This window comes from Cyclobacterium qasimii M12-11B, assembly GCF_000427295.1.
Lineage (GTDB): Bacteria > Bacteroidota > Bacteroidia > Cytophagales > Cyclobacteriaceae > Cyclobacterium > Cyclobacterium qasimii.
The window spans coordinates 1-26,330 of record NZ_ATNM01000099.1; the positions used below are offsets into that span (position 1 = coordinate 1).

Sequence of the window (26,330 nt, forward strand, 5' to 3'; positions counted from 1 at the left end):
GCTTTCTATAGCTTATTTTCTAAAAAACTTCTAACCATATTCATTTACAAACCTTTACAGATAAAACTTCTTTTCACCCTTAAAAATTACCGCTACCAAAACTCAAATCACTTACGCTTTCTTATACTATATAGGTAAGAACCCTCCCTGCCAGGTATCAGCTACCTATAGTAATGAATAATATTACTTTTTCCCCTTCTTAACCTATACCCTCTTTCACAGCTTCTGGATTGAAGGATACAAATCTTCAAGCCTCATACCTCGTTTAACCTTAGTTCATAAAATGAATATGAATACCTTTCCTCTACTACCTATAAAGCGGTATTCCTATTACCTTCTCAATACACCATAGTTGACTGCATCATTTAACAGCCAACCATCCCCTACCCCACACTATATATAGTAGTGTTAAACACCTTCTTCCAGAATGCGTCCATTTCGAAAGAAGCAGCGCCTCACTAATAAGTTATCCCACTACAATACCATATATATGACACCTAACTTTAAGGCTTTGCTTTGGTAAGGTATGTTTAACCTGAAATCGAAGACAATGAAATAGGCAAAGGAATAAAGCTGACGAAAACAATTTTGGCAGCATTGTTTCAAAATAAGCTACAATACCACCAAAATCCATTTGAAATGCCACCTCCACCAGTGGACTCATCTTACTAAACCACAAATTCTGGCTAGACAACCCTTTGCCACCTTATGTCATTGTTAACTATGGTAAGCCTACACCTATAAAAATAATGGACAGTTATGGCGCATTCTAAGGAAATGCGTTTCAAGCTCATCAAATCCAATCTCGAAGTAGCTTCATTACAATACCTACCGCCTGTTACACCCCGAAGCATACTTTTTAAATTCCAATCCTTGTGAGGTGACAAGCTGATTCTCTTGCAAACGACAGGAAAGTTCTCTTACCATAAGCAATTGAACTAGAATCGTTTTTAAGAAAGGATACTGAATAGTGCCATTGTAAAGGTTAAACCTCTGAATTCTATCACTTTATAAGGTCCTTCCAAAATAAGTCTGCTTTTTCTTTAAGATTAACCTCATCTTCATTCCAGGGAATCAGGGTGTTAGTGAATAGTTTATTGTAAAATAAATAAAGTTTCCCCTCAACAATCTTAAAGGTTTTGGGATTAATAGAAACTTTCTCTCCATTGTCTCCCATGGCATAAGCACACCAACCGCCATATTGAGGCTCATATTTTATAGGGTCGCCTTCAAAAAGGCTTTTGTTTTTTGAGGAGGAAAAGTAGTAGGTCACTCCTTTATAACTTAAGCTGTACTTTTTACTTCCTTCCGTGGCAACTCCACTTGTAAAGTACGCTACAGGATCAAAGCCATCAATCGCCAGATGCTTTGAGTCTAAATTGAAATGCGCTAATCGCTTTGAAATGTCTGCCTCTTGAAAAAATAAGCTAATGGTACTTATAAATAGCAAGGCACTTAGTTTGATTGCGAAATTCATGGTTTCAATATTTAATAGTTCACTCCATATAACCTACGTAATTCAATAGCAAAAAATTGAATTTCATTAAAAAAAACACATACAACACTTTATTACTAAAGCGGATTTCCATTTACAAACCCAGTCCCCTCTGAAACGAATCGGTTTAACCTGCATGCCTACCATGGATTTGCCATCTGATTTTGCGTATTACTGCAAAAAACAACTCCCCTTAAATCGTATGTTCACATGGGCTATTACACAGCTTGTCGTTCGCTTCTATTGATTAAGGAGATCCTTTTAATTCGAGAGCGCTATATAATATAGTAAGTAGGGATTGCAGTGAGGCAGGTTTTTCTCTGTTCTTTCAGAATGTGGCTTCAGTAGGTTGTAGCTGACCTATTGCCCACTTCGAATTTAAGCCTGTTTCTTCTTTTAGGTAAACGAAAATCAACACAAGGAGGCTTCCTTACAAAGACTGAAGTCTCAGGTTTAGAAAAAATAAGAATTAGAAAAACCATTTAAAACCAAAAAACCATGCAGTTTCAAAGAACTACATGGTTTTACCGCTATTAAGATAGCTTTTAGTGACCTCGCCAGGATTCAAACCTGGAACCTCTTGAGCCGTAATCAAGTACTCTATTCAGTTGAGCTACGAAGCCATTTCTCTTAAACGGAATGCAAAGGTAAAGAATATCCTTAATATTACAAAGGATGAATTGATGGAAAATTAAAATGTTTGTTCTTGCTTAATAATTATATTTTAAGAATAATTAAGATCAACACGCCATCAAATCAATCATAATTTCCTAATTTAGCCGTTCGATAAGTTAAAAATATCTGTTTTCATGAAAAGACTTTCTATAATATCCTTTATTTTATTGATCACTTTTCAGCTACAGGCCCAAGAAGAGGAACGTACATCTATAATAGGTGGAAGACCAAACATCACAGGGGACTTGTTTCTGGATTTCGGATTCAATATGTTAAATAACAGGCCTGATGATTTAAATACGCGTTTTATCGCATCACGTGTATTCAATGTTTATTACCAAACGCAAATTAATATTGGTGAAAAAACAGGCTTCACATTCAACCCAGGTATTGGTCTTGGTCTTGAAAAGCTCGCTTTCAAAGATGAAATGACCCTTACTTCAGATCCTGATAAAGCTGTCAATTCAAGTATGCTTGTACCCATTACAGATGTATATGGACAAGATGCTACTAGCGTTTCAACCAATACTATGGCGCTAAACTATTTTGATATCCCACTCGAATTTAGATACCATGTCAATCACGACGACTATAACAGTGGTATGCGTGTAGCTGTCGGAGGTAAAATCGGATTGTTATACAACGCTCATTCCAAAATAGCTTATACCAATGGGGATGGTTTGGAACAAAAAATCAAAAACACCCAGAATTATGGATTGAATCCAATTCGTTACGGTGTTTATACCCGTTTGGGATTCCCAGGGTTTAACATTTGGGGTTATTATGGCCTTAATGGTGTGTTTGAAGGAAACAAAGGACCTTACGGTACAGAATCCACACAATTCAATTTTGGCCTTTCAGTGGCGTTGTTTTAGTTGAAACCCAACTAGATTTTATAAAAGGAGCGGATAATCAAATCCGCTCCTTTTTTTTATGTCAATTAATTACGAAATGATAAAAGACTGGATAGCAAATTCCAAAGCCCAACAAAAACCCGGCATAAACCTCTGATGGCCGATGTGCATTGAGGTACAACCTTGCTGTCCCGATCAGACCGCTCAGCAAAATGACCAAAATAAAATAATAAAAAAGAGGGCCTGAGGTAAACTTTAGCGACAATACTGAAACGATCGCTACCCATCCCCCCATTGCTGTCTGATGGGCGCTAATTTTCCAAAAGAGCGTAATCAAGGTCATCAATATCAAGGATACTGTTACTAGGGAAAGGGTAACAATCAGCAATTGATCAATATTGAGCTTCCAGTAAAAGAAAGAAACGGTCATCATATAAAAGACTGATACCAGTGCAAAAGGATAAATCCGTTCTTTTCTATCCGGTAACTGTAGGCTATTGATAACTGCTGAAAACCGCAATCCCATAAGCCCCAACAAAGGCACAAGCAGTGTCGTGAAACTTATCAATAACAAAACAGCCCATTTTGCCGCTTTAGGAACAATCGTAGCCTCTGGAACAACATAAAACAAGGTGACCACCATAAGGGTTGGGATCACCAAGGGTTGAAAAATTACCGATAAAACTAATGCTAACTTTCTATACACTATAACTCTTTTCTTAGCCTTGCAACTGGAATCTGCAACTGCTCCCTGTATTTAGCAACTGTTCTTCTAGCGATATTATATCCCTTCTGATTCAATAACTTCACTAATTTATCATCTGACAGTGGCTTTTTCTTGTCCTCTTCGTCAACCATTTTGTTAAGCACACTTTTTCACCTCACGGTTACTCACATCCTCCCCACCATCAGTAGCAATCCCTTCAGAGAAAAAGTATTTTAATGGAAAGACTCCAAATTCTGTCTGTATGGCTTTACTATTGGCCACCCTTGAAACAGTGGAAATGTCCATGTCTATTCTTTCCGCAATGTCCTTTAATATCATTGGGCGCAATTTTGTCTCGTCTCCATCAAGAAAGAAATCATGCTGATAGTCAAGAATACATTGCATGGTGCGCATTAAAGTTTGTTGCCTTTGCTTAATAGCATCTATGAACCATTTAGCAGAGTCTAACTTTTGCTTTACAAAAGATACCGTCTCCTTAAGCTTTTTGTCTTTTTTATCGCTTTTGTCGTAGGCATTGAACATATCTGAGTAAGACCTACTCACTTTTAGTTCTGGGGCATTTTTGGAATTTAAGATGATTTCAAATTTTCCATTTGCGTTATTAAGAATAAAATCAGGAATCACGTAATGATTCCGAGACAAACCGTCAGATATCCCTCCTGGCTTTGGGTTCAACCTTGTGATCAAGTGGATGACCTCCTTAAGCTCCTCTTCCTCAATCCCTGCTTTCTTTAATATTTTATCATAGTGCTTTTTGGTGAATTCCTCGAAACACTCCTGAACAATAAAAATTGCCATTCGCAATAATGGCTCCTCTGTGGCATTTCTTCGCTCCAATTGAATGATCAAGCATTCTTGCAAATTCCTTGCTGCTATACCTGGAGGGTCGAAAGTTTGAATCTTGAAAAGTATTTCCTCTACTTCATCCAAGTCCGTTTCTACATTCAGACTAAATGCCAAATCATTAATAATGGCTTCAAGGTCTCTCCTTATATAACCATCATTCTCTATGCTCCCTATTAATTGCGTACCAATTAAACGTTGTGCCTCATTTAATTTTAAGAAGTTCAATTGCGAAAGCAACTGCTCATGAAGGGAGCTATGACTGCCGATAGGCATATCTCTTTCTTCTTCATCCGAAGAATAATTTCCATCCCCTTGCATTTTATATCCGCCATACTCTTCATTTAGATAGTCATCTATGTTGACATCCTTGTCATCTTTTGAGTCGGCCACATCAGTATTGTCGGGAAACTCATCCTGTTGGTTTTCAGCGTCCCCATCTTTCCCCTCCTCCAAGGCAGGGTTAATCTCTAGCTCCTCCTCAATTCTGGAATCAAGCTCTGCAGTAGGAACCTGCAGCAATTTGATGAATTGAATCTGTTGAGGGGATAATTTCTGAGATAATATCTGGTTTAAATTCAGTTTCTGCATATATTAAAACCTATTATTGGGTTGAGTTATTTCCATCTGGTGTCCTAAGAAACTCGATTGGAATTTCAAATTTAGGAAATAAGATCAAAATTTTGATAAAAAGCGTATTATATCGTTTTTTTGTATTCAATTTAAATGTGCACCCTTTTGGGTTTTTTATTTTATAACAAGGAATCGTCATGTCATTTAACAAGAGAATTAAAATAAAACATTTACTGGAGAACCCTACTCCAGAAGAAAATGCAACCGTAATGGGTTGGGTAAGAACCAAAAGGAGCAATAAGCACGTGACTTTCATTGCCATTAATGATGGGTCTTGTATCCAAAATTATCAATGTGTGGCCGATCCTGAGCTAATCCCCGATGATGTGCTTCGTAAAGCCAACACTGGGGCTTGCCTTAAAATAACAGGGACCATCGTCGCCTCTCAAGGAGCAGGACAATCTACTGAAATTCAAGCAGTATCTATTGTCGTACTTGGAGAAGCTGATCCTGATAAATTTCCGATCCAGCCTAAAAAGCACTCTTTGGAATTCTTACGTGAAAATGCTCACCTGAGATTAAGGACCAACACCTTTGGTGCAATATTTCGTGTACGCAACCAGCTTTCTTTTGCAATTCATCAATATTTTCACGAAAAAGGTTTCGTCTACATTCATTCTCCTATCGTCACAGCATCGGATGCGGAAGGAGCAGGTGAGACATTCCAGGTAACCACACTCGACCTTAATAATCCACCTAAAAATGAAGCGGGAGAAATAGATTTCCAGGAAGATTTCTTTGGAAGAGCTACCAATCTAACTGTTTCAGGACAACTGGAAGGCGAACTTGCGGCAATGGCTTTATCAGAAGTTTACACCTTTGGTCCTACTTTCCGAGCCGAGAACTCAAATACTACCCGACATCTTGCGGAGTTTTGGATGGTCGAACCAGAAATGGCTTTTTTCGACGCAGAAGACAACCAAAACCTTGCTGAGGATTTCCTTCAATTCATCATTGGCTTTGCATTGAAACACTGTAAAGAGGATTTGGAGTTTTTGGACAAACGGGCTGCTGAGGAAGACAGCGTGAAGAAGGCGGATCAAAGAAGTGACATGGGTTTATTGGAAAGACTTTCTTTTGTTACCCAGAACGAATTTGTACGAATCACCTACACGGAAGCATTTGAAATACTAAAGGCTTCTAAACCGAATAAAAAGAAAAAATTCGCTTACCTCATTGAGGAATGGGGTACTGATTTACAATCAGAACATGAAAGATTTCTAGTAGAAAAGCATTTCAAAAAACCGGTAATTATTACAGATTACCCAAAAGAAATCAAATCCTTCTACATGAAACAAAATGAGGATGGCAAAACCGTTGCAGCCATGGACATACTCTTTCCTGGAATCGGCGAAATAGTTGGCGGATCTCAACGTGAAGAGAATCTAGAGAAACTTTGCCAGCGAATGGACGAACTAGAGATTAGCAAGGAAGAAATGTGGTGGTATTTGGATACCCGGAAATTTGGCACAGCTCCACATGCAGGATTTGGTTTAGGCTTTGAGCGCTTGGTACTGTTTGTAACAGGAATGAGTAACATTAGAGATGTAATACCTTTTCCAAGAACTCCTGGAAATGCAGAATTTTAAAAGTGTTTTAAAGATCCTTGGGTGCATGCCCAAGAATTAAACAATAAGCATCCCAACCTTTATGCCTTGGTTTATTGGTTGGGATGCTCTCAAAATTTAAACCCTCATTCTGCCCCTAATTGCCTTTACATTCTTTCTTGATTTAACTCAAAAATAGCACCGACGTAGTTGATTTTGGGGTAAGCCCTTTACGTTTTAATATACTTATTAATATTATAGGTTAAAATATTTTTTAGGTAAATGCTAGCCGTACTCTTTTTAAAACTTCTTATGGTTACATAATGGTTTAACTAATTGATAATCATCAATCAATTTAAAGGTTAGCATAAAAACAGAACAATTAGAAAAAAATCAATATGAAGAACTCATTAATAGGCCACATTAAGCCCGACACAGGAGACAATATGGTTGCTATTAGCAATACTTCTCCAACCTCTCTCCAACACTTTTTCAGGCATGGAAGACGGGGATTTTATCACCTCTTATGGTGTATCCTTCCTGTTTTTTCTCTCTTTTTAGCAAGTTGTAGCGGTAAGAATGATATCAATGAAGAAGTGCAACAAGAAACAGGTATTCAGCCTTGGTCAGAAAACCCGGGTTATTGGGAATACAAGGGAGAACCTGTCCTTTTGTTAGGGGCGAGCGACAATGACAATTTATTTCAATTGCCTCATTTGAAATCTCACCTTGACAGCCTATCTCAAGTGGGTGGTAATTATGTCAGAAATACCATGAGTGATAGGGATGAAACGGATGAAAAGGCCTACTATAAAAACGAGGATGGAAAATATGACCTTAGTCAATGGAACCCTGCCTATTGGGCAAGGTTTGAAAACCTTTTAAAATTAACTAAGGAAAGGGACATTATTGTTCAAATTGAGATCTGGGATCGTTTTGACCATGCCAGAGAACAATGGGAAACTGACCCGTACAATCCAAAAAACAATATAAACTACAGCTATGAAGAAGCGCTTTTGGATAGCCTCTACCCTGATCATCCAGGCCAAAACAAACAACCTTTCTTTTTCACAGTCCCTGCTCTCCAAGACAATAAGGTGCTTTTACCTTATCAGGAAGCATTTGTAGAAAAACTGCTCTCCATCTCTCTTAATTACAATAACGTGCTTTACTGCCTGGACAATGAAACAAGTGGAATGGAAGAATGGGCAACCTTCTGGGCAGCATTCTTAAGGGATAAATCTGGAGAAACGAATATTCACATGACTGAAATGTGGGACCATTGGGACCTAAAATCAGCGGAACATAAAAGGACTTTAGATCATCCAGAGCGCTACGATTTTATAGACATCTCACAAAACAGCCACAAATTAGGCGACGAGAACTGGAACAATGCCCAATATGTTTTTGAATATATAAAAGACCAACCACGACCAGTGAATTCTGTCAAGATATATGGAAGTGATGGACACGGGCCATGGCTTGACAGAGGTATTACAACCAAACATGCTGTCAATACCTTTTTTAGAAATATCATTGGAGGTTTTGCTACCAGCAGATTTCACAGACCTCCACATGGATTGGGCCTAAGCAATTGGTCTATTCAAAGCATTAAAACGATGAGAAAAATAGAAGAAAAAATAAAATTATGGGATTTGAAACCTATGAACGAAACCTTGTCTGAACGGGAAGAAAATGAAGCTTTTCTGGCCGGAAAAGCCGGTGAAACTTACCTGGTATATTTCCCCGTAGGTGGAGAAGTAAAGCTGGACCTAAGCCCCTATTCCAAACAATTCGAATTAACATGGATTAGGCTGGAGGATGCCAAATGGGGAGAAAGTTCTGAATTGAAAGGTGGAAATAAAATCTCTCTTTCAGCAGCCAATGAGACCGGAAGCTTGGCCTTGATTCAGGTCAAATGATTTATAAGAGGGCCTGATATAAGAGGAGTCAACTGTTTCCTCTCTTATATCAGGCTCTATTCATTTGATAAGGGAATAAATTATGCTTCCATTATGCAATATTTGGGTTTAATTCTTATATTGAATACTTGGAAACATTCTTAAAGTACCTGAAAACTGAGGCCATAGGAGGCCATATTATCAGAATATCCCTTGCCTGTCTGCTTCTATTTGGGGGATTTACAAAGTTAAAACTTATTGGGGCACTGGAATACAATCTATTTTGGTCTATTCTACTTGCTGCCATTGAGACTTTTGCTGCTTTTGGTTTAATTATTCATTATAAGAAACCTATTTTGGGAATAGCAGCAGGGGCTTTGGCTTTATTGTCCATTTTTATCCGTTTGATTTTTTCTATTGGTTGGGTCAGAGACCATATTCTCCAAACGAATTCATTTATGGATGCCTTTGGTGCCATTATAGGTGTCTATAACAATGGTCTTTTTCATATCGCCCTCCTATTTGGTGCAGGGATCTATTGCTTAGGAAATTCTTACAAAGCGTATATTAAAGAACGAATCACCAGGCCCTGGCCTCATTAATCCCAGTTGTTTTAGGCCAATGGTTTGTCGTCATTATTGGCAGGCCTATTTTTATGTAGTCAGAGGCGAAAGTCAAAAACGTGGCCTTCTTTGGATAAGTACTAGCCAGCAGGAAAGTTTAACTTGTATTTTAAGACATCGCTAAGTCAAGATTTTGTCAGCATTGTTGCAGAAAAAAAGCAACAATACCGCCAAAATCCAATGTTTGTATTTCACTATTCCATGAGTTAAAACCCATGGCTATTGATTATATCGTTGTATATAAAAAGAGTTAGATGGAATTATAAGACAATAAAAATGAAACGTAATTTATCATGGGCTCACACCCCTAACTAAAAAAACTAATCCTTTTGGGACATTCACTTCCTCTTCCACAAGGTAAATCCCTTCACCATATATAAACTAAGCCCAAGACCTGTTCGATTGCTCTCGAAAAGACCTTGGGCTTAGTTATGTTCTATAAAGTTCTCAATGGAACCGCGTAATGAAATATCAATCTTCCGAAAAGCCCATTTCAGGGGTGTACAATAACTCCTTGGCTTCAAAATCATACAAAGTAAGCTCTCTCAGCTCATAATAAGCCGTCCAGAAATCTTTTAAAGACTCTACATAACGTCTTCTATTTGTATCTTTATCTTGTTGGGCTATACCAAGATCCGTAATCGTTACATTACCGCTTTGGTACCTTCTGAAAGAAATCTCATACCGCTTGTCTGCTACTAAATCGGAAGTCTTGCTAATTTCCAATTGGTCTTTTAGCATGATGAAATTCCTGACTTTAGTGAAAATTGTCTGCTCGAAAGTGATGATTTCCTGGTCTATTTCGAATTCAGTCAATTTTTGATTCGCCTTGGCCATACTCATTCGGGCTTTGTTCCTTCCCCAATCAAGTATCGGAACATTAATAGTCAAATTGACCAATGCTTGGGTATTGGGATTTGAATAAATGTCTGACCACATCAGGTCTGCTTTATTGTACCCATAGCTGGCATTCAAATTCATTTGAAATCTTTGTCCTCTGGCTTGAGCAACCACTGCTTGGGCTTGTAACCTTTCTCTATCGAATTTTATTGCATCTGATCTGTTTTGGAAAGCATATTCTATGGCATCCTCTACCCTCACCTGAAAATCAGGAATCTCTGAAGGCAACACCAAGTTAAGTGCTGTAGATTCATTTAAGCCAATATAGGATTTTAATTGTAAAGAAGATGATTCCATATCTAAACGCGCCTGAGCTACCCCTTGCCTCGCTTCCAATACCTGAAGTTCTACCTGAAGCAATTTATCTTCATAGGTAGTACCTATATTGTACCTTCCTTGTTCAATTTGTAATATTGCTTCAGAATTTAGAAGGTTTTTGGTAGCAATGTCTAAATTCACTTGAGCCACCAAAAAACTGAAAAACATTTGGGTCACCCTACCACTTATTTGTTCCATTTCTTCAACATATTCTCGCTTACTTTCTTCGTAGAGTTTAGGCTCTATTTTCCTATCCCATTTATAACGATTATAGGCAAAAATCGGTTGAATCAAACGAACATTAACGGGAACCCCATTCCATCTTGTCTGGTTTTCATTGCCTGTGGCTAGAAAATTGTCAAACCTACTGGAAGAACTGTTTACAGATATGGTACCACCAGTGGGACCTATAACCTGTCGCAATCCCAACTCAAGATCTGCATAATTTTGCCGTACCTCCCGAAACTCAATGGTCCCATCCGGTTGTTCGACACTATTGAAGGCTTGAGAGTAACTGGGTAGTGTACCTTCCAAATTTAATTGTGGGTTATAGTCTGACTGGTACAGTTTATAGATCCAGTAATTATTTTCTCTTCTGGTATCGGCATTTAATGCAGCAGGGGATTGGTTTTTTGCCCTTGCAATAATGTCTTCAAGCGTATAGCTGACGACTTGTTGTGCACGACCAGAAAAAATGATCAGAAAAAGAAGGGTGACCGTAACAATTAAGTATCTTTTATTCATATCGTAAAGAAGTTATAGGGTCTTGACTTGCCGCACGCTTTGCAGGAGTGATACCAAAAACCAATCCTACAGTAGCGGCAACGCCAAAAGAAAGAATTATAGAACTTAGGGTGATGACCGTAGGGAAATCTGCAAAGGTAGACACCAAATGTGCCAGAACAATTCCCAGAATCACGCCTATCAGTCCTCCACTAACACTTATCATAATAGATTCAAATAAAAACTGATTAACAATATCGGTTTTTTTTGCTCCTAACGAAAGTCTTAGGCCAATTTCTTTTATTCTTTCCATCACAGAAGCCAGCATGATGTTCATAATCCCTATCCCCCCCACTAACAGCGAGATACCTGCTATTGCCCCAAGGACAATATTAAAAATATTTTGCGTGCGTTGTTGTTGCTTTAGTAAAAGCTCGGGGATTGTAATTTCAAAGTCAACCACATTAAAATGTCTTCTTTGAAGCATTTTGGCCAAGACTTCAGCGGTAGGGTTCAGCAGTTCACTGTCTGAGACCTGAATCACCAACTTATCGATTTGGTGATAATTACTTGAATTGTTTCCATCCGAATCATTCAATCGGGACTCTGTAATCAGGTCTCTGTTCCGATAGCGTATCAACATGGTTTGGATGGGAATATATACATCCATATTAAAATCTCTAATACCCAATTTGGAAATACTGGACTCGGAAACAATTCTTTCTTCCAGAATCCCTATTACTTCAAGCCATTGATTTCCACTTTTAATCCTTTTCCCAATTGGGTTTTCATTGGGGAAAAATCTGGCTGCCACATTTCTACCAATGATACATACCGGATTTCCATCAATCAGGTTTTTCTCACTAAACATCCGGCCTTCCTTCAGCTGAAAATCGAGTACATCAAAATAAGCCACATCTACTCCTACCAGTTTTGCAGATCGTCGGATGCCACTTTTTACGATATAAGTGTCCATGACAATTTCAGGACTGATTCTGTTGATCCCAGGAATGATATTTTGAATGGCGATAACATCATCAAGTTTTAGTCCTGGAGAAAATTTACTTTTCTCCCTTTCCATGCCACTATTTTGATCTACCTGCTCTTCGATCTGTTCTACTATAGGTTCAATTACGATATTATTGACCCCTACGAGCTTGATTTGCTCCATGATTTCCTGCTGGGCACCTGTACCAATGGCGAGCATTGCAATCACCGCAGCAACTCCAAAAATAATTCCTAATGCTGTTAATAATGAGCGAACCTTATTGGCCAAAACGGCTTCGAAAGCGATGTAGAAATTGGCTAATAACCTTTCATTGAACATAAATTATGGATTGGTTTGTCAGGGGGTTAAATTACTTCTTGTCAAAAAACAATCTGACGTTGATATTATTTAGACACGGAAGCCAAAGGCTCTTCCTCTTCTTTCGTCTGGTCTTGGTTTCTTTTACCATTTAATTCCTCAAGTAAATTAATGGCTATATTTTCTCCCCAGTCAGGTGTATTTAAATAGACATATTGGCCCTGAGTCAAGCCTTTCTCTATCACTACATCATTGGCATTTGTCATCCCCAACAAAACTTCCTGCTTAGTACCATTTCTAAGGTAAACATAATTTATACTATCGCTGGCAACATTTACGGCCTCCAAAGGAACATACAATACATCGTCTAACTGATCCGCAATGATGGTATTGCTTGAAGTCATAGAAGGACGCAATAAAGGGTCACTTTCATTTACTTCTATAATCACCTCAAACACCTTGGCATCTGAATTAGGTCTTTGTTGACCTACATTGGCCACTTTCTTAACCTCTCCTGTATATTTTTTGTCTGGAAAGGCGTCCATTCCCAATTCTACTTGCTGCCCCCTTTTTACCCTTCTTATATCCACCTCATTTATATAGGTAATGCTTTGCATGGTAGTAAGGTCAGGTAGGGTGGCCACTACTGGGTTCCATGAGTTGATTTGAGAACCTTCTTTCACTTTTGACCCTCTATAATCCACATAGATAACCATTCCATCTTGCGGAGCTGTGACAACGAATTTATCAAGCACTTCCACCATTTGGCTTACTTCCAATTCATCCTCCCTAAGCTTGGCAGCAATCTCCATCATCCTGGCTTTTTCCTGAAGGGTTTTAATTCTATACCTTTCCTGGGCCTGATCCAACTCTCGTATTGCTTTCTCAACATTGTATTCATTTTGCTTTATGATAGCAGGCGGCTCAAATTGGGATTGTTCCAAAATCAATTCCTGCTCCTGGACAATGTATTTTTGATTGAGAATATTATCCCTTTCTACTCGAAGGTTTAAAGAGGTATCCAATTGGATTTGTTCATATTGTGCCCTGGTCTGCTCCAAGTCTAATTTCCGATCTTCAAGACGACCAAACAGTTCCGTTTTATCAATTGAGCAGATAAAATCTCCTTTTTGCACCACAGTACCTTCATCTACCATTTTATCAATGGTAAAGCTACCAATTCGGAATCTTCGAGCCTCAGCAGGACCAAATACCTGAACGGAACGTAGGGCTTCTAATTCACCAGAAGTAGTGATTTCTATACGAAACTCTCCTTGCTCAACAGTTGCCAGGATATTATTCTCCACTCCAGTGCTTCCTGAAGCAAAGAAAAAATACAAGGCTCCTATGACCAATATGCTCCCAATGGCGACGTATATTAGATTCCTTTTCATTTCATTTTATTTAATTACTCTCAAATTTAATCATTTTGAAACCCATGTCTTCCCCACATAGCATTTTATATAGCCATTAGAATAATAACTAAAGTGTCTTCTTGACAGTTAAATTCAAACTATAGCCTTCGACATCATGGGAAAATGATTTTTCGCAAACAAAGTGCCATTTCAACGGTACCTTATATATTTGCAATATGAAATCAATTATTAGTTGGACAATCCGCCATATTCCCAGAAAATATTTGCAGCTTTTTAGCCATTTTTTCCTAAAAGTCGCTGCAATTTTTTATTCGGGGACAAACGTATCGTGTAACATTTGCTTGAAGGGCTTTCGTAAGTTTTTGCCTTATGGAAGAATTGCCAGAGAAAATGCGCTCTGCCCTAACTGCTTGGGTCTGGAAAGACATCGGCTTATGTGGCTCTTTTTACAAACAGAAACTGATTTCTTTAAAGCCCCACAAAAAGTCCTCCATGTTGCTCCCGAGTTGTGCTTTCTGGATCGCTTCAAAAAATTAAAAACCTACAATACATCACTGGCGATATTGAATCCCCTTTGGCAGAAGTCAAAATGGACATTCATCAAATCCCTTTTCCTGACAATTCTTTCGATGTAGTATTTTGCAACCACGTCCTCGAACATGTGGCAGATGATTTGAAAGCCTGTGCTGAAATTAATAGGGTGCTGAAACCAAATGGTTGGGGGATCATACAGTCTCCCGTCTATGAGCAGGAGATCACCCTCGAAGACAATTCTATAACCGACCCTAAAGAAAGAGAAAAAGTATTTGGCCAAAGTGACCATGTAAGGAAATATGGGAAAGATTATGCAAAAAGGCTTAGCCATTCTGGCTTAAGGGTTTTAGAAAATAATTTTGTACAGCACCTTCCAGAAGCATTGATAAAAAAACATGCCCTTCCTGAAAAAGAAATAATCTTCTATTGTCAGAAAGGGCATTGATATAAACTTTGCCTTAGGGTAGGGATTAACCTAACTTATCTACAAGGATTTCTACAATTCTTTTAGCAGTTTTCCCATCCCATAAATGTGGGATTTGGCCCTTCTTCCAATTCCCGGAAAATAATTTTTCCATGGCAGGCTTTATGGCTTTTGGATCTGTTCCAAGCAATTCATTGGTACCTTCAGTGATGGTTTCCGGACGCTCGGTATTGTCTCTCAAGGTCATGCAAGGAACTCCCATTACTGTAGTTTCTTCCGTGATCCCTCCCGAGTCAGTGACTACTGCTTTTGCGCTTTCTACAAGGTAGTTGAACTCAAGGTATCCTAATGGGTCGATCATGTGCAACCTATCATGAGAAATACCCAGGTTTTGCAACATCTTCTTGGTCCTTGGATGAACAGGGAATACCAAAGGCAGACCACCAGAATGGTCTATGATTTCTTGTATAAGTTCTTTCAGTTTCTCCTCCTGATCCACATTGGCAGGTCTGTGTAAAGTCATCACAATGTACTTGCCTTTTTCCAAGCCGATTTCATCCCATACTTCAGGTTTTTGAAATCTTGGGCGATGCTTCACCAAAGTATCGATCATGGTATTACCCACATAGAAAATTCTTTCATTTCCAATTCCAGCTTTCCTTAGGCTTTCATTGGCTACCTCAGAGGTAGTGAAAAAATAATTGGTAATGCTATCGGTAACCATTCGGTTAATTTCTTCTGGCATAGACCAGTCTCCTGACCTAATCCCAGCTTCCACATGCGCTACTTTTACATGTAGTTTTTGAGCTGTTATGGCACAAGCCATCGTCGAAGTTACATCTCCAACTACCAGACATATGTCCGGTTTGTCGCTCTCCATTAGCAATTTTTCATAACCTATCATGATAGCTGCCGTTTGTTCGGCCTGGCTACCACCACCTGCTCCAAGGTTTACATCTGGCTCTGGAATCCCCAACTGTTCAAAAAAGCTTCCAGACATGTTTTTGTCGTAATGTTGACCGGTGTGTATCAGTCTAAAAGTTATTGACTTTCCTTCTCCAGAAGCGGCGTTAATCGCATCTATTATTGGAGAAATTTTCATAAAATTAGGGCGAGCCCCTGCAATCAAGTCTACGCTTATCATATTTCAAAAATTAAATTTACCAAGTTTACCAAATAAATCTGAAAAAAATGGGGAATCACCCCCTAAATATTTCGACAAATTAAGAAAAATATTGAATAAGAAATAATATTCAATGTTTTTAAAAATTCAACTCTCCTATTAAGCACTCTCCTGAACAGAATCGAATCCTTTTAAAATTAAATTCTTATAAAGCCTAACTGTTAGTTTTTATTTGTGAGGAGATGCTACTTTTTCTTCACCGGATGAAAACCCATTCATCCGCACTGCTTTTACTTTCCGAATACTCGTACTTTCCTTCATTAAAAGTTTTAAGCATTTCTGGATTTTCGACTTTGTTTTAATAATAAAATCCGTCATTAACCCCCTCGCTTGTTTGGAAAAAATACCAATGTTTTTATAAGCCCCGTTTTTATATTCCTTGAATACAGGACTCACAAGGGTAGATTTTAAATCCTTCTTTTTTACTACTTTAAAGTATTCGTTGGATGCCAAATTGATAATGGTTTGATCCGCTGCTAAGTCATTTATTGCATTGGTGATTTTTGAGCCCCAAAATCCATAAAGATCTTTGGCTTTTTATTTTTAATTTAATTCCCATCTCCAATCTATAAGGCTGTATCCTATCCAAAGGACGTAAGAGTCCATACAAACCTGATAGAATCCTTAAATGGCCTTGCGCGAAGGAAAAATCTTCCTCGGAAAAAGAAGCCACATCGATATGGGTATACACATCACCTTTAAAGGCCAAGAGTGCTTGCTTGGAATTATCCCCATCAAACACATCAGAAAACTGATGGTATCGCGCTACATTTAATTCAGCCAAATTTTCACTTACCCCCATTAATTCCTGAATTGCCTTACTGGATTTCTTTTTCATTATTGCTACCAGTTCCCCTATCTCTTTTTTAAATTCAGGTTGGGTTTCGGTAGTTATATTTGTGGGGCTGTAGTCCAGTGTTTTTGCTGGAGAAATCAATACTATCATACACTATTCTATGACGACAATGGCGTCTCTTTTTATTTTGTTTATGTTTTGTTCCTCATTGGTAAACTTCACAACGATAGGATATGTTCCCGAAGGCACTTTTCTTCCATTAACCATGCCATCCCATCCACAGACAGAAATGTTCCCGGAAATATTTTCCTGTTCACAAAAATAAATTAATTCTCCCCAGCGATTGTATATCAAAACTGAAAGTGCATCAATCTCTCCCGTGGTGTAAATCAAGAAGTTCCTGTCTGGATCATCAGGTCTAATTGCATTTGGGTAAACCACATTTACTTCACACACTTCAGTGACCGTAAAGTTAAGGGTATAATCACATCCTTCGGCATCTATTACCATTAATGTATAGTTCCCTTCATCAACAGGTGTGAAAGATGGGTCAGTACTTACCAAAGCACCTCCCAATGACCATTCGTAGCTGTCCCAATTCCCTACATCAAGTGTTACCAAATCATTTGATGCCAAACAAATATCATAATTTGGAGACAATACTGGAGGAACAGCGTCTATTTGGTTAAGTGTAATTTGCTCAGTTCCAAGGAGACAACCAACAGCATTAAACAATTGAATCTCGTAGGTCCCTGGACTGCTAACGATCAGATTGGCCGTCTCTTCACCTACTAATAAATTTTTGGAAGCTCCTACTACATAATACCACTCAATTCGATCAACCAATGATAAATCAGCTTCCGCTATAATTTCGGTCGTTACAACTCCTCCACAAAAACCAGCACTGGTTAAGACTATCTCTTCCTCTCCCGAAGGAATCTCATAGGTGCCTGGCGCTGGAACAACACAGCCCAATTCATTGGCAACTTCGACCACATAGGATCCTTCAGGAAGTGCTATATTGATACTGGTTCTATCAATAAATGAAGCATTGGCTATTTCTCCTGTAGCTACGTTGGTAATGGTATATTCACCAGAGGCCGGATCTCCATCGAAAACAATTACAATGGCACCCTCTTGTGATCCGGCATCACTACAGGATTCAGGCAGTGTAGAAACAGTAAAGGAGACATCATCAGGAGGCGTACTGTTTTCTACGACGGCAGAATGAGTCGTCTCGCAGGAACCAATATATCCTGTAAATGTATAGGTCCCAGGGGCCAGGTTATCAATGGTGATCTGGGAATTTTCCTGAATGTCAACAAACACTTCATCTGTCCCCTCTAAAACCAATCTATCCAATTGGGTACTTACCTCCACGACTATGCTACCATTAGTAATGGTGCAACTTTGTGAAGGAATAACATCCGTCACAGAAAACTCAGGCAAGCCAGTTACCTCCAATGTTGCCGTTCTTTCGACTAAACAATTACTGTTGAGTGGGTCAGCTGTTTGAAATAATAATTCGTACGATCCAGGTCCATCAAGGTCACCAGTGTTCAATTCTAGTTCTTGGCTTTCTCCTATCAAGGAGTATTCTCCGTCTGAGCCATTGCGAATAGACCAGGTTCCTGACACAGGTGTATCTGGGGAAAGACTAACTGTATCACCATAGCAGACAGCTTCCGCTGACTGTTCGATTGTAAATTCAAAGGGTGGTCCTACAAAAACCGATTGACTGACCGGGCAGGTTTGATATACATCATCCTCATCCTCACTCTCAAATTCTTCCGGAATAATATAGGCTACAAGCACTGTATAAATACTTTCTTCAGTAACTGTCAACTCATTGCTGCTCCCTACCACTACTCCCGCAGCATTTACCCAACGGAAATAATATTCACCAAGCCTTGGGTCCTCAGGATCAACTGCTACCAATGTTATTTCCTCTCCGCAAAGAGATATTTCGGAGGGCAGGGTGATTACAGGGGTAGCAACAACCTCCACCTCATGCGTAAACACTTCTTCCCAAGGTGATCCACACCTGTCTACCTGTAACTGTACAGTATACATGCCTACTTCCTGAAAGAAATATTCCAGCTCTTGCAAATCTTCACCTCCATTCAAAAACTCATCAACGACCTCTCCCTCTGAATCGAATATTGTCCAATTATAAATGTCAATATCTGGTTCACCACCACCTTCAAATACTCCTCTGGCGCCGATATCATTGCCCAGGCAAAGTCTATCTGGGCCATCGAGACTTGGGTCCGGAATGGAACTTCCTGAATTTTGGACAAATGAAGGCAATCCCAAATTAGTTGTACCTGGCATAGCTGCAACTCCCTGTTGGGTAAAAGTAGAGGGATTACAAGTTCCTCCTACCTGGACTTGACCAATTTGATTGGATCCTACAACTGCTGAATAAATTTGCCCATCCGGACCAATCTGCAATGCACCCAAGGCTAAACTTTCAGTACCCGAAATCACCGCTTTACTAGATAAGATACAACTTTCTATTTGGGCCTGAAATTTAGCATCCTCAAAACAATCAGGACAGACTGTGGTCACAGGATTTTCTGGATCACTGTTGTCTGTTTCCTCGAAACCTTGTATGAAATACTCTTCAATTCCCGGACCTCCATTGGTATAGGATACAAATACCCTATTGGAGTCGTCCGAAAACTCCAGTCCATAAATGTCTCCCTCAGTACCCAGGTCGAGTAAGGCATAAGGCTCCATTTCTCCAGTTTCCTGATCGAAATCGAATATCTCCAGCTTATTGGATCCCCCTTCCTTAAAGGTAACTGCCACCTTATCACCATCAGAAGAAAATTTCATGGTGCCTGATCCATCACCGAAATCAAAATTACTACCAACCGAATTAAAGACTGGCTGAGCTATACCGTCATCATTCACAGGATACAAACGGTAAGTATTGTTCCCTTTCTCATGGAAAGCTACCCAGATGGTATCACCAGAATTAAAAGCCGCAGAATGTTGGGTACTGGGACTGAATAAAAGGTTGTCTTTGGTGACTACATTCCCTATCCCATCAGGGTTATCTCCCTTTATGTCTACTAGAGAATACCTTACTTCATTCTGACCTCCTGCTCCTAATTGGGTGGTAAATAGATAATAAAGGGTCTCATCAGTTGCTATGGGAACGGCCATAACACTACTACTGGAAAGATTGTCTCCCCCAATGTCCTCGCCATTTTGCATGGGGTCACCATTAAGGTCCCAAACGGTCTGCCCGTCTGTATAAAACAAAACCTGACCTGTCTGGTCTGAAACGGTAGTCACACCTGCAGGAATATCCTGCGGATGAGCGGTTTCAATGGGTCTTGGAGTTGGTGCATTTGGGTCGTCAGGATCTCTATTGAAATCCAGACCAGCTCCATCTCCAAAATACCAGATATTATTGCTTTGGTCCTCGATGTCCCAAATTTTTATCCTTATTCCTGCATAAGCATAACAGGAAGAGCCTTGCTCCCTTACCAAAACCCAGTAATAACCTGGTTCACAAACCTCGTTAGGAGCTTCTGGTCCCCAACCCTCATCTCTTTTATTGGACCAGAAATACTCATAATTGGTTTCTCCTCCACTGCCTGTTCCACCACCGATATTTCCACCTCCTTGTTGTCCTCCTTGACCTTCGTCTTCACTTTCGCTTTGAGCCTCTAACAAGGGCATCAAGTCGATACAGGCAGGTTCACATAGCGTGGTATCTGAGGGACTGAACTGTGCCGTTAAATTGTTTTCTGTTAAGGAAATGCTTTTGGTTACATTCCCGGTCTCACCATTTGCATAGGTAACTGTGAGGCTTACTGTTACTTGTTCTTCAGCAGTAGCTTCCGCAGGCAAAAGAAGGTGTTCAACTGAAAGATCCATTTCTATCTCTTCGCCCTCCTCATCCACAAGTGGTGGCAATATCTCCCATTCAAAACTCACTGGGCGGTAATTTTGTGGCGTCACTTCACTGGTCAATTGAATGGAAGTATTCATACAAGGCATCTCTGGATCCCATGTAAAATCAACCGTAGGCCCTAAATCTATATTCGGAGAGAATTGAGGGAAAACGGTGCCACAAAAATCACTGCCATCAAATGGTAGCTCTTCAATGGCCAGGCTTCCCATGCTCCACTCATCTGGCATCGTCACCCGACCAACAAACTGAGGCCCACCTTCTACTTCTTCATAGATATAGTAAAGCTGGTCATCCGGACCTACTTTAACATCATAGACTTTATAAATCTCGGAGGTAAGCGGCAGCTTAACAGCTGTAGCACTAGGGATTTGGCTAGCAGGAATTTCAGGAGCAATCTCTTCCTCGCTTATAAAAAACCTATACAATTCATCTCCCTGGGCGTAATAAAGAAAATCTCCCTCGGGGGAAACGGCTAAGCCTGTTATCAATTCAGGCCCAGCAGTATCAGGAATTGTAGTAGGCTCACCAAACAAACCGGTATCTGCATCAAATGGAACAACCAAAATGTCCTCATCGGGATTGTCGGAAACGATATACAATACACCAGCACCTTCGTCAAATAGCATCGTTTGAGGTGCAGATGCTAACGGTAAAATATCTGTATCTGTAAACAGTCCCTGCTGGTCTTCAAGCTTTTTGGCGGTCAAGTTACCATTGTCATAGCTGACTATATAGTCGAGAGAACTCCCTGATTTAACAGCTAAAATTGCCCCTTGCGCATCGCCAATTGTCCCTCCTTGTGTCACTGCTCCTGCGGGAGGCTGATCGGAAGGGGCCCCACCCTGATCGTTCATATCTACCAGACTGTATTGTAATTGGCCATCTTCACTGATATAGAAAATATAAAAATCTTTGGCCCCTCCTTCATCTAGGTCATAATCGAATGCTGAAATAGCTACAGATTGTTGCGCAGTTTCAACTCCCCCCAACTCACCTACAACCCCTTGCATGGCATCATTGAGGTAATTGTAAACCAAAGCGCCATCCGTATAGAACAATATTTCTCCAGAAATAGGATCAATTGCCATGGCCGTATTGGCCTTACCCAGGGTAATGTTCCCAGAAAGGCTCTCTACATTGGCCTTGCCATCTTTTCCAAAAGAGAGGTAATTATTGTCACCACCTTCACAATATCCAAAGATCCATTCATTGTTATTAAAGCCTTGGGCATAAATCGTTATAGGGGTACCTAAACACCAAAATAAAAAAATTACTTTAATAATAAATTCAAATATGCTTTTAAAATGGTTAGATTTCATAAATTAGGCGCAGCTTTGCATACAGTTTATATTTGCTATACGTTTCTAAACTGTTTGGTATTCAATAAACGAATAAATCTTTGTTTCAGGCACAAATAAATACAGTTTTTTTGACCTTTGTCCTTCTGGCAACAGGAATTAGTGCATTTGGTCAGGACCCACAGTACAGCCAATACTATGCTGCTCCACTATACCTTAACCCTGCTTTTGCTGGTGCTGAACTCGCTACCAGGGTAGGTGTTAATTACCGAAATCAGTGGCCTGGATTAGAGGCAAATTTCTCTACTTTCTCTGCTTATGGGGATACCTATGTCGAGGAATACAATGTAGGGGTGGGTTTTCTGGTAACGAATGACACAGAAGGAGTGTCGGGACTGCAATCCACCCATGTTTCAGGAATCTTGTCCTATGAACTTAAGCTAGCAGACAATGTGTATTTCAAGCCTGGTTTTCAAGCAAGCTATATGCGTAGAGACATTGGGTTTTATGAAAACCTGGTGTTTGCCAATCAAATAAACCCATCCGATCCATTTGGCCCAATCCTTCCAGGAAATGACATTACAGGATTGGGAGACCCTGTGAATATGTTCTCGGTTTCCTTTGGTGGATTGGTATTTACAGATAATTTTTGGTTTGGCCTTTCCACTCACCATGTCAATCGCCCCAATCAAAGTTTTTTAGACGAGGGCATCAGTCGCTTACCCGTCAAATACTCTATCCATACTGGTTATAGAATCTCATTGGGAAGAGGCTCACCTAGGAATGATTTTACCCATACCTATAAAGAAAGGTATTTCACTCCTACCATTAACTATAAAAGACAAGGACCTTTTGAGCAACTTGACCTTGGTGGTTACCTCTACCTGGAGCCAATAGTATTAGGGGTTTGGTATAGAGGACTCCCCTACAAGCCAGTGGAAAAACAAAGCAACAGAGATGCAGTTGTTCTAATGGTAGGATTTAATTTACCTTCTGGTTTAAATATTGGCTACAGCTTTGACTACACCGTATCAAAATTAGGGATACAATCAGGTGGCGCACACGAAATCAGCCTTTCCTATATCTTTCCACCTAAAAACCCTGGTGCTCCCTTAAAAAGGAACACAATTCTGCCATGTCCTAAATTTTAATAATTTTGCACCATGGATCAAGAGACAATCAAGTACCTTTTACTTTTCGTAGTTAGCTTCAATTTTATTTTTGAAAAAATCATTAACTATCTTAATGTAAAGAAGAAGATGGGGCCTATTCCCGTTACACTTCAAGGCTTTCTAGATGTAGACAAACTAAAAGAAAGCAAAGCCTATCAGCGCGCAGGGTATCAATTTGGTTTGATAACAGGCACCTTTACTTTTATAATTACCTTAATTTTGATAGGTTTTGGTGTATTTGGCTGGCTGGATGAATGGCTCAGGCTATACATCCAAAATCCAATGTTGCTCACACTGGCTTATTTTTCCATTGTCTTTATTGGCTCAGACATCCTTTCTATTCCCTTTGACTATTACCATACATTTAAAATAGAAAATGACTTTGGCTTCAATAACAGTACTGTAAAAACTTTCTTTCTGGACAAAGCAAAGGGGTACCTGCTTTCAATCATTATTGGAGGTGCATTGCTTGCCACATTGCTATGGCTCATTCTGGAATTAGGCCATGATTTCTGGTGGATTTTCTGGATCGTAGCTTCCCTTTTTATGCTATTGGCCAACTTATTCTATGCTGGATTGATCCTTCCATTGTTCAATAAGTTAACCCCACTAGAAGAAGGTGAATTGAAAGATGCGATTACTTCCTATGCCAATTCAGTTGATTTCTCCCTGAAAAATGTGTTCGTGATGGACGGAAGCAAACGCTCGTCAAAAGCAAATGCATTCTTTTCAGGTTTTGGTAAACGAAAGAAAGTAGTGCTTTTTGACACCCTAATCAAACAACATACACAAGAAGAACTTGTAGCTGTTTTGGCTCACGAAATTGGGCATTATCAAAAAGGGCATATCAAAACAGGAATGTTGGCAGGAATTCTTCAAACAGGATTAATGCTTTATATACTCTCGCTATTCATTTTCAGTGAACCTTTAAGTCTGGCCCTTGGAGGAAATCAAATGGCCATACACCTCAACATTATTGCCTTCAGCATATTATTTACACCAATTTCCATGATATTGGGGATGGGAATGAATTATTTGAGCAGGAAGAATGAATTCGAAGCGGACGCTTTTGCCAAAACTACTTACAGTGGTCCTCCACTTGCTAAGGCATTGAAAACACTCTCAGTGAAAACCCTCTCAGACATCAACCCGCATCCACTATACGTCTTTATAAATTATTCCCACCCTCCCCTACTGAAAAGATTAGCAAAACTTGAATAAAATTGTTTTGTTTGAAGTTTAATAATGCAGTAAAACCCAAAATTCCATGAATGAATATCTCCAAAAAATGGGCGTTTTATCAGAGCTGTTATCTGAAGATGAGCAACAATTTTTAAGACTTAACGGCTACCTCAACCTTGGGAAGTTACTTTCCGATGACAGTCTTAGTGAGATAAGGCAACGTGTGGATGAGATACTTGAAGAAGAGGGTGGAAATGCAGGAGCAGAATTAATGCAATCTTCCAGTATTCGACATCCCAAGGAATCCGGAGCTACCAGAATTGGTGACTTGGTAAACAAGGGTGCTGCCTTTGACATCTTCTACACCCACCCTAAAGTATTGGCTGCCATTTCGCTTGTTATTGGTGAGCAGTTCAAGCTTTCATCTCTAAATTATAGAGCGGCACTCCCTGGAGCAGGTTTACAAAAACTTCATGTGGATTGGCCCAATTCCATTCAAAACATGGATTTTATGGTCTGCAACTCCATTTGGTTATTGGATGATTTTTATAAAGAAAATGGTGCTACCAGGGTAGTCCCAGGTACTCATTTACAATCCACACTACCTGCAGAAGCCATGGATGACCCAATGGATTCACATCCCGATGAAAAAATAATAGTAGCTGAAGCAGGCTCTGTGGTCATATTCAATTCCCACACCTGGCACGGTGGAACGACCAACCACACTGCTCAACCAAGAAGGGCTATCCATAGCTATTTTTGCAAAAGAGATCAAGTCCAGCAAACCAACCAAAGCCAATTTATTAAGAAAAGCACGCTTGATCGAATTTCGGCTGAGGCCGCTTACCTTTTAGGGCTAGAAGAAACTTTATGAGTCATTTGAGTTTGTGTTTTTTTCACAGGAAGAATATTTTAACCTCAGCACAGGTAAATCCTTATTGAATCAAAGAATAGAAAGATCTGATTTCCAAAATCACCTCTCCTTCTTTTGGGATAGTTATTTTTATACATAAACGTACATAGCAGCGCCCATTATCGCTTCGGTGTCGGTTTCTATTTTAAAAAGGCCGGAAGGACTTGGACTTGGTAAGCCCTTTAAAATTATTTTCCCTCCCTTTAATAAATCAAATGAATATTCAGGATTCTGCCTGAGTGGGATTAAAACATTGCTATCAAATCGCATTGCGCTATGACCATTTTTAAGAACTACTTCAGTAGGCCCACTAAATTGAACTCCCGAATCACTAACAATGCTTATCCCTGTTAAGGGTAGTCCACCATTATTTAGGAAATTATATTGCCATTGGATTGATCTTGAGTTGAAGTTGATATTAAAATGAACACTTCTCCCAGCTTCTAAAGGTGGTATTAAGTCATCCAAACAAACACGTATTCTCCCTAAAGCAGGACCAGTTTGAGCTCCCTGATAAACTGGATGAAGAACAATTATTCCATTTTCGATTTTGTTCAATTCATCGTCGCTAGAATACTGAAACAAGCCTAATCCGTCTACAGGAAACGCAGTATAGGAAGTAAAGTAAGTATCCTCACTAATTAAGTCAAAATCAAAAAACTCAATCCCAGTTTTATGAACAATGGTTTTTAAATAATCAGCCAATGGAAAGGGTGATGCTACAAATAAATCCAAACCGCCGTTCCTTTTTTTTACAATAAAATTTAACCGAGAAATGGATTGCCCGGAAGATTGGGAGGGAATAATAGTAAGAGGAGCTTTTTGGTTTCCATTAAAATAGGAATGATTTACATCTATTTTAAAAACAAGTTGGTATTGGGTTTCACTCATAGTGGTCTTTCTTGATTAAAGAAAACAAATAAAACCATAAAAATCAACAAGTTGACCAATTCACAGCCCAAATAAATGGACTCCT

At 39.4% G+C, this 26,330-nt stretch carries 15 protein-coding genes, 1 tRNA gene and 3 pseudogenes; 8 read left to right on the top strand and 11 right to left on the bottom strand.

Annotated elements, in window-relative coordinates:
* Positions 1 to 1,003 precede the first annotated feature (1,003 nt).
* Both ADICYQ_RS10745 and ADICYQ_RS10750 read right to left on the bottom strand, forming a co-directional pair.
* A complete protein-coding gene (locus ADICYQ_RS10745) occupies positions 1,004 to 1,477 on the bottom strand; it encodes a YHS domain-containing (seleno)protein (RefSeq protein WP_020892533.1) in 474 nt (157 codons plus the stop codon).
* A gap of 567 nt (positions 1,478 to 2,044) precedes the next feature.
* Positions 2,045 to 2,118: transfer RNA gene (locus tag ADICYQ_RS10750), tRNA-Arg, on the bottom strand.
* 186 nt (positions 2,119 to 2,304) lie between these two features.
* Between ADICYQ_RS10750 and ADICYQ_RS10755 the strand changes: the two genes are divergently transcribed.
* Entirely contained in the window at positions 2,305 to 3,045 is a 741-nt protein-coding gene (locus ADICYQ_RS10755; protein ID WP_020892535.1) for a porin family protein, read from the top strand.
* Positions 3,046 to 3,106: 61 nt separating this feature from the next.
* On the opposite strand, the gene ADICYQ_RS10760 is transcribed toward ADICYQ_RS10755, so the two are convergent.
* Together ADICYQ_RS10760 and rpoN are read right to left on the bottom strand one after the other, a co-directional pair.
* Positions 3,107 to 3,730, bottom strand: coding sequence for a phosphatase PAP2 family protein (locus ADICYQ_RS10760; protein WP_020892536.1), 624 nt, complete (start codon positions 3,728 to 3,730; stop codon positions 3,107 to 3,109).
* Positions 3,730 to 5,185, bottom strand: a pseudogene (gene rpoN, locus ADICYQ_RS10765) (RNA polymerase factor sigma-54). The gene ADICYQ_RS10760 and the pseudogene rpoN overlap by 1 nt, the downstream one beginning before the upstream one ends.
* A gap of 179 nt (positions 5,186 to 5,364) precedes the next feature.
* Here rpoN and asnS point away from each other — a divergent pair.
* The 3 genes from asnS (at position 5,365) to ADICYQ_RS10780 (ending at position 9,277) form a co-directional block, all read left to right on the top strand.
* Complete coding sequence (asnS, locus tag ADICYQ_RS10770) at positions 5,365 to 6,816, top strand: asparagine--tRNA ligase (protein ID WP_020892539.1); 1,452 nt, start codon at positions 5,365 to 5,367, stop codon at positions 6,814 to 6,816.
* 356 nt (positions 6,817 to 7,172) lie between these two features.
* The gene (locus tag ADICYQ_RS10775; protein ID WP_051160173.1) at positions 7,173 to 8,696 is read left to right on the top strand and encodes a hypothetical protein; all 1,524 of its coding nucleotides are present in this window, start codon (positions 7,173 to 7,175) and stop codon (positions 8,694 to 8,696) included.
* Positions 8,697 to 8,824: 128 nt separating this feature from the next.
* On the top strand, positions 8,825 to 9,277 hold the full coding sequence (locus ADICYQ_RS10780) for a hypothetical protein (protein WP_020892542.1): 453 nt from the start codon (positions 8,825 to 8,827) through the stop codon (positions 9,275 to 9,277).
* A gap of 492 nt (positions 9,278 to 9,769) precedes the next feature.
* On the opposite strand, the gene ADICYQ_RS10785 is transcribed toward ADICYQ_RS10780, so the two are convergent.
* From ADICYQ_RS10785 to ADICYQ_RS10795, 3 genes are all read right to left on the bottom strand, one after another.
* The gene (locus ADICYQ_RS10785; RefSeq protein WP_020892543.1) at positions 9,770 to 11,260 is read right to left on the bottom strand and encodes a TolC family protein; all 1,491 of its coding nucleotides are present in this window, start codon (positions 11,258 to 11,260) and stop codon (positions 9,770 to 9,772) included.
* A complete protein-coding gene (locus ADICYQ_RS10790) occupies positions 11,253 to 12,566 on the bottom strand; it encodes an ABC transporter permease (protein WP_020892544.1) in 1,314 nt (437 codons plus the stop codon). Before ADICYQ_RS10790 ends, ADICYQ_RS10785 begins: the two co-directional genes overlap by 8 nt.
* A gap of 65 nt (positions 12,567 to 12,631) precedes the next feature.
* On the bottom strand, positions 12,632 to 13,939 hold the full coding sequence (locus ADICYQ_RS10795; protein WP_020892545.1) for an efflux RND transporter periplasmic adaptor subunit: 1,308 nt from the start codon (positions 13,937 to 13,939) through the stop codon (positions 12,632 to 12,634).
* A 197-nt stretch (positions 13,940 to 14,136) separates the two neighbouring features.
* Between ADICYQ_RS10795 and ADICYQ_RS10800 the strand changes: the two are divergent.
* Positions 14,137 to 14,900, top strand: a pseudogene (locus tag ADICYQ_RS10800) (class I SAM-dependent methyltransferase).
* Positions 14,901 to 14,925: 25 nt separating this feature from the next.
* On the opposite strand, the gene wecB reads toward ADICYQ_RS10800, so the two are convergent.
* From wecB to ADICYQ_RS10815, 3 genes and pseudogenes are all read right to left on the bottom strand, one after another.
* Positions 14,926 to 16,023 carry a non-hydrolyzing UDP-N-acetylglucosamine 2-epimerase gene (gene wecB, locus ADICYQ_RS10805; protein ID WP_020892548.1) on the bottom strand — a complete coding sequence of 366 codons (1,098 nt, stop codon included), beginning with the start codon at positions 16,021 to 16,023 and terminating at the stop codon, positions 14,926 to 14,928.
* A gap of 207 nt (positions 16,024 to 16,230) precedes the next feature.
* Positions 16,231 to 17,008 (bottom strand): annotated as a pseudogene (yaaA, locus tag ADICYQ_RS30245) (peroxide stress protein YaaA).
* Positions 17,009 to 17,011: 3 nt separating this feature from the next.
* Positions 17,012 to 22,108, bottom strand: coding sequence for a T9SS type B sorting domain-containing protein (locus ADICYQ_RS10815; RefSeq protein WP_020892551.1), 5,097 nt, complete (start codon positions 22,106 to 22,108; stop codon positions 17,012 to 17,014).
* A gap of 110 nt (positions 22,109 to 22,218) precedes the next feature.
* On the opposite strand from ADICYQ_RS10815, the gene ADICYQ_RS10820 reads away from it, so the two are divergent.
* From ADICYQ_RS10820 to ADICYQ_RS10830, 3 genes are read left to right on the top strand one after another with little or no spacing between them, the layout of a single operon-like run.
* On the top strand, positions 22,219 to 23,238 hold the full coding sequence (locus ADICYQ_RS10820; protein WP_020892552.1) for a PorP/SprF family type IX secretion system membrane protein: 1,020 nt from the start codon (positions 22,219 to 22,221) through the stop codon (positions 23,236 to 23,238).
* A gap of 12 nt (positions 23,239 to 23,250) precedes the next feature.
* Positions 23,251 to 24,480: a M48 family metallopeptidase gene (locus tag ADICYQ_RS10825; RefSeq protein WP_020892553.1), complete on the top strand. Its 1,230-nt coding sequence runs from the start codon at positions 23,251 to 23,253 to the stop codon at positions 24,478 to 24,480.
* A 46-nt stretch (positions 24,481 to 24,526) separates the two neighbouring features.
* A complete protein-coding gene (locus ADICYQ_RS10830; protein WP_020892554.1) occupies positions 24,527 to 25,315 on the top strand; it encodes a phytanoyl-CoA dioxygenase family protein in 789 nt (262 codons plus the stop codon).
* A 129-nt stretch (positions 25,316 to 25,444) separates the two neighbouring features.
* On the opposite strand, the gene ADICYQ_RS10835 is transcribed toward ADICYQ_RS10830, so the two are convergent.
* Positions 25,445 to 26,245 carry a hypothetical protein gene (locus ADICYQ_RS10835; protein ID WP_020892556.1) on the bottom strand — a complete coding sequence of 267 codons (801 nt, stop codon included), beginning with the start codon at positions 26,243 to 26,245 and terminating at the stop codon, positions 25,445 to 25,447.
* Positions 26,246 to 26,330 lie beyond the last annotated feature (85 nt).